The organism is Corallococcus sp. CA047B (assembly GCF_003612065.1).
GTDB classification, from domain to species: domain Bacteria; phylum Myxococcota; class Myxococcia; order Myxococcales; family Myxococcaceae; genus Corallococcus; species Corallococcus praedator.
On the sequence record NZ_RAWD01000286.1, the window covers coordinates 1 to 12,129 of the forward strand.

Genomic DNA, 12,129 nt, shown 5'->3' on the forward strand with positions numbered 1-12,129 from the left:
GCGGGGGGCGCGCGGGCGGAGGGCGAGGGCACTTCGGATGCGGCCGGGACGTCGGGCGGTGCTGCTGGCGCTTCGGGCGGCACGGCGTCAGGCTCCGGCGGTACGGCTTCGGCGTTGGGCTCCGGCGGTACTCCGGCGGGCTCAAGTGTTTCGGGCAGCGCGGCCTCGGGCTCGACGGGTTCGGGCGGTACGGCTTCGGGCTCGGGCCCCTCGGATGGGGCTTCTGCGTCGGGTTCGGGCTCGGGCGGTGCGGCTGGGACGTCGGGCTCGGGCCCCTCGGCCGGAGCTTCGGGCACGGCTGACGCGTCGGGGCTGGTGGCTTCGGGCGCTCCGGGCAGTGCGGCCGGGACGTCGGGCTCGGGCACTTCGGGCAGCGCTTCCGGGACTCCGGGACCGGACTCCGGCGCTGGCCGGGACGGTCCGGGTGCTTCCGGCGCGGCGGGGTCCACGGCCCTGGCGGTCCTTCCTCCCGCCAGCCTGATGCCGCCGCGCGAACTGAGCAGCCCGGATGCCCTCTACGGGGCGCCCACCGGGCAGTCCCTGGTGCGCGTGCCGGCGGAGGTCGACCCCGGCTCCCCCGTGGCGGCGCTGGCCGCGGGCCTCAAGGCCGTCACCAACGTGGGCGTGGACGGACGCGCCGCCGCGCCCCGCTGGTCCGTGCGGCTGCGCATCTCGCCCACCTGCCAGGTGCCCGGCGTGCGCGCGTTCCTCGTGCACAAGCGGCTGTCCACCCTGGGCACGCTCGTGGACCTGCGGCCTCCCCTGGAGGAACTCAAGGCTGGTCGCATCCCCGACGGCTTCATCCAGGTGGACCTGGAGACCGCCGTGGGCGAGGCCGGCATCCAGACGGCCCTGCGCAACGTGGCGGAGGTGGAGGTCGTCTCTGTCTCCCAGGCCGTCCCCGAACCGCCCATCATCGCCGTCCCCCCGCCGACGTCGGACAGCGCCCGCGCCACCGCCGACGCCAGCTCCCGCACGGTGCGCGTGCGCACGGAGCTGCTCGACTACTTCCTCGACACGGTGGGCGAGCTGATGCTCGCCACCGCCCGTCTGCGCGAAGTGGGCAAGGAGCTGCCGGAGAACACGCGCCCCGCCCTGGAAGAGGGCGTCTACCGGCTGCACACGCTGGTGAAGGACCTGCACGACAAGGTGATGAGCGCGCGCATGACGCCGCTGTCGCTCATCACCGACCGGCTGCCCCGCGCCGCGCGCGACCTGGCCCGCCGCAAGGAGCGCGAGGTCGAGCTGGTCATCACCGGCGCGGAAATCGAACTGGACCGCGCCATCCTGGATGAGCTGGCCGACCCGCTCCTGCACCTGCTGCGCAACTGCATCGACCACGGCCTGGAGGCCCCGGAGGAGCGGCTGGCCGCGAAGAAGTCCGTGCGCGGCCGCGTGCTGGTGACGGTGCGCCGCGCGCGCGACCGGGTCATCATCGATATCGAGGACGACGGCCGGGGCATGGACCCCGTGCGCCTCAAGGCCTCCGCGTTGAAGCGCGGGCTCATCACGGAAGAGGCCGCCGCGCGCATGGCGGACCGCGACGCCTTCCTGCTGTCGTGCCTCCCCGGCGTCTCCACCGCCAAGGAGCTCACCGACATCTCCGGGCGCGGCGTGGGCATGGATGCCGTCAAGCGCGTGGTGGAGAGCGTGGGCGGCACGCTCGAAATCGACAGCGAGCGCGGCCGGGGCACCGTCTTCACCTTGCGGCTGCCGCTCACCGTGGCCGTCGTGCACCTGCTCCTCGTGCAGGTGGGGGAGGAGGTCTTCGGTCTGCCCATCGCCAAGGTGGTGGGCGCCACGGAGGCGGATCCAGAGACCCTGAGCCGCAGCCGGGAGACGGCGCTCCTGCCCCATGGCAACGGCCTGTTGCCGGTGCACCCGCTGGAGGTGCTCCTGGGCGTGCCCGCGTCACCCCGGCCGGGCTTCCGGCCCTTCGTGGTGATGGAGGGGGATGCCGGCACCGGCAAGGTGGCGCTGGCGGTGGATCGCCTCCTGGGGCAGGAGGAAGTCGTCCTCAAACCCCTGTCCCGACCGCTGGACTTGCTGCCGGGCCTGTCCGGGGTGACCATCCTGGGCAATGGCCGGCCCGTGTTCATCCTGGACGTCCCGAGGTTACTGACCGCGTGAGTCCGCCCCTGCCCAGCGACGCGCAGCTCGACGCCCTGCGCGAGGTGGCCAACATCGGCTGTGGCCACGGTGCCAACGCCCTGGCCCGCCTGATGGGCGGCCGCGTGGACCTGTCCATCCCCGAAGTGCGCTGGGTCTACCCCCAGGACGGGCTGGCCCTCCCGGGCGAGGACGGTCCCGCCGTCGCCGTGCGCCTGGGCATGACGGGCGAGCTGCGCGGCGCCCTGGTGCTGCTGCTGCCGCCCCGGGACGGTGAGGCGCTGGAGTCGGTGCTGGTGCGAGGCCAGCCCGCGTCCCCCGAGGAGCGCGAGAGCGCCCTGGCGGAAGCGGCGAACATCATCGCCAGCGCGTGTCTGTCCGCCATCGGACGGCTGACGGGCTGGCGGCTCTTGCCCACGGTGCCCCGGCTGGAGCGCGGCCCGGTGCGGCCGGTGCTGGCGGGCGTGCTGGGCGAGGTGGACGCCGGTCCGGGCCCGGTGGTGGTCCTGGGCGCGCACTTCACGGCCACGGCCCCCACGGCGCTGGGCGGGCGGATGCTGCTGGTGCTGGAGCGCGGCAGCACCCAGGCGCTGCTGGCCCGGCTGGGCCTGTAGGTCTCCCTGGCAGGCCCGTCCCGCCGCCGCGCGTCTGGAGCACCGGGGGCGGGTGGGGTAGACGGTCGCCCATGGACGAGAAGGCGCTTCGGCAGCTGCTGGGTCAGGTGAAGACGGGCAAGGTCACCCTGGACGACGCGGTGGGCAAGCTCAAGGACCTGCCGTACGCGGAGCTGGGTTACGCGACGCTCGACACGCACCGCAACCTGCGCTTCGGCTTCCCGGAGGTGGTGCTGGGCGAGCCCAAGACGGTGGAGCAGCTGCTGGGCATCGTGGGCGCGCTCGTGGAGCGCAAGCAGACGGTGCTGGTGACGCGGCTGCAACCGGACAAGGCGGAGGCGCTGCTCGCGCGCTTCCCCAAGGCCGAGTACCACCCGGTGGCGCGCATCTTCCACATGCGCCAGCGCAAGGTGAAGGCGGGGCTCGTCGCGGTGGTGACGGCCGGCACGAGCGACATCCCCGTGGCGGAGGAGGCGGCGCTCACCGCGGAGGCGATGGGCGCGGAGGTGCGGCGCGTCTACGACGTGGGCGTGGCGGGCATCCACCGGCTGCTGCGCCGGCGCGAGGAGATCCAGGAGTGCCACGTCGCGGTGGTGGTGGCGGGCATGGAGGGGGCGCTCGCGAGCGCGCTGGGCGGCCTGGTCGGAATCCCGGTGGTGGCGGTGCCCACGTCGGTGGGCTACGGCGCGAACCTCAAGGGCATCTCCGCGCTGCTCGCGATGGTGAACTCGTGCGCCGCGAACGTGGCGACGGTGAACATCGACAACGGGTTTGGCGGCGGCTTCTACGCGGCGCTCATCTCCCGCACGAAGGGACGGCGCTGAAGCCATGCGACGCATCCTCTACCTGGAGCCCGTGGGCGGCATCGCCGGGGACATGTTCCTGGCGGCGGGCATCGACCTGGGCGTGTCACCCGACGCGCTCACCCAGGCCCTGAGTGGCCTCAACGTGCCGGGCTGGAAGCTGGCGGTGTCGCGCGCGGTGCGCCACGCCATCAGCGGCACGCACCTGGACGTGGTGCTGGACGCGAAGGAAGCGCACCCGCACCGCGCCTACGCGGACATCCGCCAGCTCATCGAAGCCGCCACCACGCTGCCGGAGCGCGCGAAGGCCCGCGCCCTGGCGGTGTTCCGCGCCATCGGCGAGGCCGAGGCGAAGGTGCACGGGGTGTCCATCGACGCCATCCACTTCCACGAGGTGGGCGCGGTGGACTCCATCGTGGACATCTGCGGCGCGGCGGTGGTGCTGGAGCTCTTGGGGGACCCGGAGGTGCACGCCGCGCCGCCGCCCCTGGGCAGCGGCACCATCCGCGTGGCGCACGGGCAGATGCCCATTCCGGTGCCCGCGACGCTGGAGCTGCTGCGCGACGTGCCGGTGCGCTTCGAGGGCGTGGGCGAGCTGACGACGCCCACGGGCGCGGCGCTGCTCAAGGTGCTGACGAAGATTGGCCACCCGCCGGACTTCATCGTGGAGAAGGTGGGCTACGGCGTCGGCACCAAGGACTTCCGCGACCGGCCCAACGTGCTGCGCGCGTCGCTGGGGCGCATGGAGGCGCAGGCCACCGAAGGCCTGTGGGTGGTGGAGGCGAACCTGGACGACGCCACGCCGCAGCTCCTGGGCCACCTGGTGGAGCGGTTGCTGGAAGTGGGCGCGAAGGACGCGTGGGTGGCCCCGGTGGTGATGAAGAAGGGGCGGCCGGCGCACCTGTTGGGCGCGCTGGTGGAGGGCGGCCTGCGCGAGGCGGTGGTGGACACGGTGCTGCGCGAGTCCACGTCGCTGGGCGTGCGCTACCACCGGGTGGAGCGCCACGCGCTGGAGCGCGACTGGGTGGAGGTGGAGACGCCGTGGGGCAAGGTCCGCGTGAAGCGGGGCCTGCGCGACGGCCGGGTGCTCAACGCGCACCCGGAGTTCGACGACTGCGTCCGCGTGGCCCAGGCCGCGAACGTGCCCGTGAAGCAGGTGATGGCCGCCGCGCTGGCGGCCCTCATGCACTGAGGCCCAAGCGAGGCGGGGGGCGCGACTCAGGCCGCGCCCATCTCCGACAGCTTGATGATGCCGAAGCTCGCGCCGCCGGGGTCGGCGACGATGCTGATGCGACCGTAGGGCGAGTCGAACGGCGCGACGAGCACCTTGCCGCCCAGCCGGGTGACGGTCGCCGCGGCTTCGTCGGTGTTCGCCACGGAGAAGGTGGTCACGCAGTGGGGCGGAAGGTCGGCGGGATCCCTCGCGGTCATCTTCATCAGGCCGCCCACCTCCTTCCCGTTCTTCTTCATGACCCAGTAGTCCATCTCCTCGGTCTGCATCTTCTCCGCCGTGAAGCCGAAGAGGCCCTTGTAGAAGTCGAGGGCCTTCGCGCCATCCCGCGTCTTCACCTCATTCCACGCCATGGACCCGGGCTCGTTCACCACCCCGGCCCCCTGGAACTGGTTCGGCTGCCAGAGCCCGAACGGCACCCCGGTGGAGTCCTGACAGAAGGCCATGCGCCCCGCGTCCATCACGTCCATGGGGGCCAGCAGCTCCCGGCCGCCCAGCTCCTTCACGCGTGCCAGCGAGCGGTCCACGCTCTCCACGCTGAAGTACAGGTTCCACACCGGCGGGAACGGAGCGTCCTTCGCGCGTTGCATCAGCGCCGCCACCTCGCGGCCCTGGGAACGGGCCATCGTGTAGTAGTTCGTCTCCTGGCCCCCCGTCTCGAACGTCCAGCCGAACAGCCCCCCATAGAAGGTCTTGGCCTTCTCCAGGTCCCAGGCCATCAGGTCCACCCAGCACACCGTCCCGGCTTCGTGCTTCGTCACTGCGGGCATCGAACGCTCCTTTCGACGTGGGCCCGAACGCCTTCGGGCTACCTGAAAGGTAATATCCCGCGCGGCTCGGTGACTGAAAGGATTTTCAGTGCCGCTTCGCGTCAGTGAAGTGGCTGACGTGCGAGCCCCTGCGCGAATGCATCCGTGTTGCCGGCCACCACGCACACGGACAATCCCTCCACCCGGCCGCACCGCGCGCCCGCGTCCAGGAACGGCCGCAGGTGTTCGGGCAGCACCACGTACGCTGTGGTCGCGTCCAGGCCATCGCGGGGCAGCTTCGCGTGGCACTCGGTCTCCAGGGCCTGGGGCGTGCGCGACGCGTAGCCGCTGTTGAAGGTGAGCTTCAGCCGGTACGCCTGATACGCCAGCGCGTTCACCAGTGGCTCGTCGTAGCGGCACACCCACTGCGCATGTGGCGGGAAGAGGGCCAGATGCTGGTAGGGGCCCTGGAGCGCGGCCCACTCGGGGGACTGCAGGCGCTGGAAGCGCACGGGCTTGAAGAGCGCGCTCTTGTCTTCACGCAGGTCATACGCCTGCACCGCCAGCGCCACCGTCAGCGCGGCCACGGTGACGCCAGGGACAGCGCGCCACAGACGCGCCACCATCAGCACCGCGCCAATGACAATCAGATAGCTCAAGGGCCAGACGAAGCGGCCGGAGGCGCGGAACGCGTTCGTCGCCTTCTCCAGCGGCGCGTACAGCGCGCCCAGGTCCGCCACCGGCTGGCCCAGCCACGTCACGCGCGAGGACAATGCATACACAGCCATCAACCCCACCACGACGGCGGCGGGCAGCACGCGGCGCCAGTCCACCGTGCGCGCTTCCCGCAGGCGCGCGAGGAGGCTCACCGCCGCGAGCACGACGAGCAGCAGTGCGCCCGCGCCCAGGTAGCCGAAGCCCTCTCCCTGCCGGGGTGACGCGGGCAGGTCCGGCAGCAGGCGCGACCAACCCATCGGGTTCACCAGCGTGGCCAGGTCCGCGGAGAAGTCTCCGAAGCCCTCCGCGCCCAGCCCCTGTCCGCCGAAGTAGCCGAAGACAGCGAACAGCAGCACGTCCAACCCGATGATGCCCGCCACCGCGCCCGCGACGCGCGCGAGGCCGAGTTTCCGGCTCCAGACGATTCGCACGCCCAAGCTCAGCGTCAGCGGCATCAGCATGGCCACCCAGTACGGATGGGTGCCGGAGGCGACGGCGTTGAAGAGGGCCGCGAGGCCCAGGCTCCGCGTCGCGGTGCGCGCATCCGGCAGGTCGCGCAGGTTGAGCCACAAGAGGGCCACCAGCAGCCAGTGCGCGCACAGCGTGGGGTGCCCGAAGCGCGCCGCCATCGCCGGGGACAGCGCCAGCAGCGTGCCGCCCAGGGCCACGGGCACCGCGCGCGGGGACACCGTCTCCACCAGCCTCGCGCCGAAGTACCCCATCAGCGCGTAGCACAGGCCCAGCCACGGCCCGGTGTACTGGAAGTCCGCGGGCAGGAGCGCGTTGAAGGGCTTGAGCAGGACGGCCACCCACGGGTTGCCGTCGGTGAGCGCCACCGACGTGCCGTAGGGGAAGAAGTGGTTGGGCGCCGCGCCCAGCGGCAACTGCCAGTCCGCGTTGCGGAAGAAGAACCAGCCGAAGATGTGCGCGGCCCAGTCCTCGCGCATCATCCAGTCGATGCGCGTGGGCGGCAGCACCGGCCCGCCCCCCAGCCACAGGAACCAGCCCAGTCCCCCGAGCACCGCCAGCGTGCGCGCCACGAGGAGGGCGCGGCGGGACGAGGTGGCGGAGGCGTTCGGAAGGGGAGGATTCGACGACATGGGCGGGGCGTCTCGCGCGAAGGTGCGGCGACTGTATAGGCGCCGTCTTCCATGCCCTACAACCGCCGCCCCAGCGCGGGACTACGGAGGACCCGTCCCCGCGTCCTCCAGGACGGGGCGGGCGCCGCCATCCTCCTGCGTGCCCGCGTCGGATCCACCGAGCCCCGCGTCGTCGCCGTCGGGCGCCTCCACGACGACGACACAGACACCCGCGTCATCCGTGTACGCGTAGCCCTTGTCCGGCGGGGAGAGCCCGGTGACGCAGAGAGGGTCACAACCCGCCAGCAGGACCGCGGACATGACGGTGCTCGGCAGCACGATGTGCAGGAGGAACGAACGGGGCATGGAACGGGACGACCGTCAGGGGCTCGGGGTGTGGGCGCGGCGTGCGCAGGCCGGCGCACGACACACGGACACGGCCGGGCCCACCGGCCCGTGTCCGCTAGCGCCGGAGGGTGATTTCCAGGCCGTACTGCGGATCCGCGCCGGTCTGCCCGTTGGCGGTGACGCGGTCCAGGCCCACGTGGGCCGACAGCCGCAACTTCATGCCCGCGAGCCGCCCGGTGACGCCCGCGGCCACGTGGGTGGTCAGCATCGTGGGGTCCGCCTGCCGGAAGCCCGGCGCCGTCAGGCCCAGCAGGCCCCAGCCCAAGCCCAGCTCGGCGAACAGCGGCGTGCGCGCCGGATTCTGTAGGCCCACCAGGCCCTCCAGCGTGAGGCGGTGCAGGCGGATGCCGTCCCGGGCCGCGAGCGGCGTCACGCCGTAGGCCCCGCGCACGCCGTAGTACAGCAGGTGCACCGACGTCGGATTGCGCCACGACAGGCTGGGCCCGGTGGCGAAGCGGGCCAGGCCCAGCGGCGAGCGCCCCGCGCCCAGGCCCAGCTCCCACGCGCTGCCCAGGTCCGACGACGGCGCGGACAGCCGGGGCATCAGCCCCCCGACGACGGGCGGCTGGAACGCCGTGAAGTCCACCGGCACCAGGCCCGCGGCGACCACGTACTCGTCATAGAACGACCGGTCCAGCGGCACGGCGAACAGCCCGCGCCGCAGCGCCTCCTCCGCGGGACCGCGCTCCTGCAATTCGCGGGGGCGCAGCTCCGGCGTCCCGGACGACAGCTCCGCCAGCGTGACGCGGGCCTCCGCGTTCGGCGCGCGCACCCAGTACACGTCGCGCGGCGGCAGCAATATCTGCGTCCACTGCTGCGGTGAGCGCCGCACGTCCACCAGCCGCTGCCCGTCCGCGTCCTCCACGGAGAGGCGCGCGTACTCGAAGCCCGCGGGGAAGGTGACCCGGGGCCCCTCCGGCGCGGGGCCCACCAGCGGACGCCGGGGCGCGGCCGTGGGCGCGAAGGCGTTCACCGACAGCCGCGCGGGCAGGCCCTTCACGCCGTGCAGCGACGCGGCCACGAAGGCGGCCAGCTCGCTGTACTCCACCTGTCCGTCGCCGTTGATGTCCGCGCCGCCCAGCAGGCCGGAGCGCGCCACGTGGCTGAAGACGCCGGCGCGGATGCGCGACCACTCGTGCGTCTCCCCGTCGTCGCTCTCCGCGAAGAGGGCGCCCACGTTGGGCCGCGACGCCAGCTGCTCGCGCGCGAGCACCCCGCGCAGCTCCGCCAGCACCGCCGCGTCCGGTTTTCCCCCCCGGCGGCCCACCACGCCCGACGCGCGGCACGCGTCCGCGATGACGTGCACGTAGTCCGCGCCCAGCGGATCCACCAATTCCGAATAGAGGCTGGTCCGGTCCAGGCGCGCGTCGGCGAGCGTGAAGTAGGACCGGCCGGCGTCGTCCGTGTTGCCGTGGCCCACGTAGACGATGAGCACGTCCGTCTGGCGTCCCGCCGCGCGGTCCGCCAGCGACGACGCCTGGAGCTTCTTCACCACCTGCTCCACCGCCGCGCGCGTGGGGGCCTGGGCGGACTTCAGCACCAGGCTGCCGGACAGCCGCGTGGCCTCGTCCGGATCCACCAGCAGGGTGGTCTCCACGCCCAGGCGCTTGAGCGTCTCCGCCCACAGCACGCCGTCGTCGTCCGCGTAGCGCAGGGGCGCCAGGGCGGGGTCGTCGCTGCCGTTGTGGGCGATGACGAGCGCCCGCCGCACCGTCTCCGCCAATGCCTCCGGAGCCGCCATCAGCAGGGCCGCACCCAGGAGCATCTCCAGCTTCTTCATGGACCTTCCTCTACCCGGACCTCCTGCCTGAGCACCACCACCCCCTCCGTCGTTCCGCCACGCAGGGCCGCCAGGGTGGCGTCCGGGTGTTCGGAGAACGAGGCGGTGACCTCGGCCATATCGGACGTCGCGGGCAGGGCGAACGTCAGCTCCAGGGGACGCTCCTCGCCGGCCTTGCCGCTCAGGGGGAAGGGCCCGTTGAGCTCTTCCTTCCCACCGACGCGCACCCGCACCGCGACGTGCGTGTAGGGCGGACGGGCGCTGGCGGCGAAGGCCAGCGTGGCCCCCGGCGCGCAGGCCGTCCCGGCCTTCAGCTCGCGCAGCGACTGGCCGGGGACGGCGCAGAAGATGCGCAGGACGGGCTGCGCCAGGGGCGTGCTGGGCGTGACGGGGTCGTGGACGACGCCCCGGGGGCTCCACTCGGGTTCGGTGGGCGCGATGCCGGTGGGGCCGGAGGAGGGCGTCACCACGACGGCGAGGAACAGGGCCGCGAGCGTGGCGCCCAGCACCGCCAACGTGGGCCAGCGGGCCTGGACGGCGTCGGCGGGGGCGGCGGCGGACAGGGCGGCCTCCAGGCCCGCGACGGTGAGCGTCTCCAGTTCGATGGAGGTGGGCGTGTCCGTGTTGCCGGATTCGAGGGCGCGGTGGGCGCGGGCCCACTTGTTGTAGCGGGTGCCGCAGCGGTTGCAGGCGTGGGCGTGGCGCAGCAGGCGCGAGGATTCGGGGGCGGACAGCTCCCCCAGGGACCAGCGCGTCAGTCCCGCGTCCACATGGCGTTCGTACCACTTCATGGGAGGCTCCCGAATCGGATGGCGCACAGGGCCAGGGTGGCCAGCAGGGCGCCCAGCTCCAGGCGTCCCGGTGCGACGTCACTGTCCAACCAGCCCGAGTCCTTCAGGTGTTCGGTGAACTGCACCCGCAACCTCCGTTCGCGCACGCGCACCTCGCCGCGGGTGAGCTTCAGCTGGTCGGCGGCGGACTCCTGGGACAGGCCGTCCATGAAGCGCAACTGGGCCAGGGCGCGGCCTTCGGCGGGCAGGGCGTCCAGGAAGCGGCGCACCAGGGAGCGGACCTCGGAGCTCAGGGCTTCCTCCTCCGGGCTGCGGCCGTCGTCGGGGGCGTGCACCAGCTCCGGCGCGTCCTCCAGGGGGATGGCCTCCCGGGCGACCCGGCCGGAGGCGCGCATCAGGTCGATGGCGGTGGAGCGGGCCACGGTGAGCAGGAAGCCCAGGTAGGGGCGCACCCCGTCGTAGGCCTGGCGCATGTGGGGGCGGAAGGCCCGCACGAAGGTCTCCTGGTGGGCCGCGTCCAGGTCCAGCGGGGTGAGCGACACCGACCGCATGCCCGTCTCCGAGTGCACGGAGAAGCGGCGCGACAGGTAGCGCAGCACCTCCGACGAATAGGCGCGGTAGACCTGGGTGAGCACGGGGGTGTCCCCCCGGCGGAAGGCCTCCAAGACTGACCGCTCGTTTCCTGGCAGCACGCGGAAGCTCCGTGGCGTTGCGCGGGCCCGGCCGGGCCCCGTGCCCGGCCCTCCTGGCCCTTCTGAAAAGGAGATACGCGATGACCCCGGGACTCGGGTCGTACGGGGCGAATTTTCCTGTCCCGGAGAGGGGTGGGGTCCCGGAAGTGGACTGCCCCCAGGTTCGGTGTGCTTCGTCGGCGCGAGGCCCCTCGGGGAGGGGCCCAGGCATGCGCCCTGCACACAGACAAAAAAATGGAGGCCGAAACCAGAGGGGTTGCTGCTCCCTCATGGGACGGCCTCCGTATAGAGGGCGGTCAAGCGACCTGCTCACAAAATAGGGCGCTCAATGCTCGAAAGCAAGGACACCTCCCAACGGGTCGCGGCACGTCTCCTCGAATTCTTCGCGGCCCAGACAGGATGGTTTCGGGGGCTGTGGGAGGTCGGGACCGTGCTCAGTCTCCGGGAACTCCTGGAGGCGGTGGATGCCGTTCCCGCAGGCATCCTCTCGGAGAAGGCTGTCGAGTGGTTGGCGAACGAATTGTCCAAGGCACTGGGTCAGGACGAAGGCATCGCGCCACCGTCTCGAAGCCTGCTGCAGCGACTGCTGGGCTCGCCGTTGAAACACCGCTCAGGAGAGCTGCCCGCGGTGATTCGACTCACCGAGCAGATCGACGCCGCGTACCTGTCCCGTTGGGCCCAGCGGATCGCGCTCGGTATGCCGGTCAAACCGGAGCGACTCGCCCGCGCCGTCGCTTCACATCTTCTCGATGCGGGGTTCAGTCCGGATTTCCTCCACCGGTGGCTCAAGTATCGGCTCCTGCATGCCAGTCAGCTCCAATCGTTGGCGGAGCTGCTGGAGGATGCACATGCGTTGGCCTGCTCACCGCCCTCTGACTTTCGGGTCCTCCTGACCGTGAACAGCGCGCTAAGTAGGTCGCCAGAAGTTCTCTAACAAATCGCGTAGCCAGAAGCCCTCGGCGAGGCAGCCCGCCTTGCGGAGGGCGTCCTGGGCAGAAAGGCCCAGCACCCAGCGGATGGCGGCGCCGACGTGCTGCTCGACCGTGGGGTACTGACGGTTGGCGGAAACGCGTTGCTTCAGGGGGCGCCACAGATGATCCATGCAGTTGAGTTCTGAGCGCTGCTTGGGCAACAGCAGCAGGTGGATTCCGAGGCG

11 protein-coding genes and 1 pseudogene are annotated in these 12,129 nt (G+C 72.1%); 5 read left to right on the forward strand and 7 right to left on the reverse strand.

Annotated features, from left to right (window positions below):
• The 4 genes from D7X74_RS32330 to larC form a co-directional block, all read left to right on the forward strand.
• The coding region (locus D7X74_RS32330; protein WP_199741942.1) for a chemotaxis protein CheA at window positions 1-2,130 on the forward strand (2,130 nt) is incomplete at its 5' end.
• Window positions 2,127-2,723 (forward strand): chemotaxis protein CheC, encoded by a 597-nt coding sequence (locus D7X74_RS32335; RefSeq protein WP_120536865.1) that lies wholly within the window; start codon window positions 2,127-2,129, stop codon window positions 2,721-2,723. The genes D7X74_RS32330 and D7X74_RS32335, both read left to right, overlap by 4 nt.
• A 71-nt stretch (window positions 2,724-2,794) precedes the next feature.
• Complete coding sequence (gene larB, locus D7X74_RS32340) at window positions 2,795-3,547, forward strand: nickel pincer cofactor biosynthesis protein LarB (RefSeq protein ID WP_120536866.1); 753 nt, start codon at window positions 2,795-2,797, stop codon at window positions 3,545-3,547.
• A gap of 4 nt (window positions 3,548-3,551) precedes the next feature.
• Complete coding sequence (gene larC, locus D7X74_RS32345; protein WP_120536867.1) at window positions 3,552-4,718, forward strand: nickel pincer cofactor biosynthesis protein LarC; 1,167 nt, start codon at window positions 3,552-3,554, stop codon at window positions 4,716-4,718.
• Window positions 4,719-4,744: 26 nt separating this feature from the next.
• Here the strand turns inward: larC and D7X74_RS32350 are convergent, their stop codons facing one another.
• The 6 genes from D7X74_RS32350 to D7X74_RS32375 form a co-directional block, all read right to left on the reverse strand.
• Window positions 4,745-5,527 carry a VOC family protein gene (locus D7X74_RS32350; protein ID WP_120536868.1) on the reverse strand — a complete coding sequence of 261 codons (783 nt, stop codon included), beginning with the start codon at window positions 5,525-5,527 and terminating at the stop codon, window positions 4,745-4,747.
• Window positions 5,528-5,628: 101 nt separating this feature from the next.
• On the reverse strand, window positions 5,629-7,323 hold the full coding sequence (locus D7X74_RS32355) for a DUF6311 domain-containing protein (protein WP_120536869.1): 1,695 nt from the start codon (window positions 7,321-7,323) through the stop codon (window positions 5,629-5,631).
• An 81-nt stretch (window positions 7,324-7,404) separates the two neighbouring features.
• Window positions 7,405-7,668, reverse strand: coding sequence for a hypothetical protein (locus D7X74_RS32360; RefSeq protein ID WP_120536870.1), 264 nt, complete (start codon window positions 7,666-7,668; stop codon window positions 7,405-7,407).
• Window positions 7,669-7,765: 97 nt separating this feature from the next.
• Window positions 7,766-9,490: a caspase family protein gene (locus D7X74_RS32365; protein ID WP_120536871.1), complete on the reverse strand. Its 1,725-nt coding sequence runs from the start codon at window positions 9,488-9,490 to the stop codon at window positions 7,766-7,768.
• Window positions 9,487-10,281, reverse strand: coding sequence for a hypothetical protein (locus D7X74_RS32370; protein WP_199741943.1), 795 nt, complete (start codon window positions 10,279-10,281; stop codon window positions 9,487-9,489). Before D7X74_RS32370 ends, D7X74_RS32365 begins: the two co-directional genes overlap by 4 nt.
• Window positions 10,278-10,946, reverse strand: a complete 669-nt coding sequence (locus D7X74_RS32375; RefSeq protein WP_233595538.1) for an RNA polymerase sigma factor — start codon at window positions 10,944-10,946, stop codon at window positions 10,278-10,280. Before D7X74_RS32375 ends, D7X74_RS32370 begins: the two co-directional genes overlap by 4 nt.
• Before the next feature lie 355 nt (window positions 10,947-11,301).
• Here D7X74_RS32375 and D7X74_RS32380 point away from each other — a divergent pair, with 355 nt between their 5' ends.
• Entirely contained in the window at window positions 11,302-11,907 is a 606-nt protein-coding gene (locus D7X74_RS32380) for a hypothetical protein (RefSeq protein ID WP_120536874.1), read from the forward strand.
• Here the strand turns inward: D7X74_RS32380 and D7X74_RS43205 are convergent.
• A pseudogene (locus D7X74_RS43205) lies at window positions 11,881-12,129 on the reverse strand (hypothetical protein); the annotation flags it as partial. The gene D7X74_RS32380 and the pseudogene D7X74_RS43205 sit on opposite strands and share 27 nt — an antisense overlap.

Coding starts and splice junctions, on each gene's coding strand:
- larB (WP_120536866.1), top strand. CDS start 2,795: ATGGACGAGAAGGCGCTTCGGCAGCTGCTGGGTCAGGTGAAGACGGGC.
- larC (WP_120536867.1), top strand. CDS start 3,552: ATGCGACGCATCCTCTACCTGGAGCCCGTGGGCGGCATCGCCGGGGAC.
- D7X74_RS32350 (WP_120536868.1), bottom strand. CDS start 5,527: ATGCCCGCAGTGACGAAGCACGAAGCCGGGACGGTGTGCTGGGTGGAC.
- D7X74_RS32355 (WP_120536869.1), bottom strand. CDS start 7,323: ATGTCGTCGAATCCTCCCCTTCCGAACGCCTCCGCCACCTCGTCCCGC.
- D7X74_RS32360 (WP_120536870.1), bottom strand. CDS start 7,668: ATGCCCCGTTCGTTCCTCCTGCACATCGTGCTGCCGAGCACCGTCATG.
- D7X74_RS32365 (WP_120536871.1), bottom strand. CDS start 9,490: ATGAAGAAGCTGGAGATGCTCCTGGGTGCGGCCCTGCTGATGGCGGCT.
- D7X74_RS32370 (WP_199741943.1), bottom strand. CDS start 10,281: ATGAAGTGGTACGAACGCCATGTGGACGCGGGACTGACGCGCTGGTCC.
- D7X74_RS32380 (WP_120536874.1), top strand. CDS start 11,302: ATGCTCGAAAGCAAGGACACCTCCCAACGGGTCGCGGCACGTCTCCTC.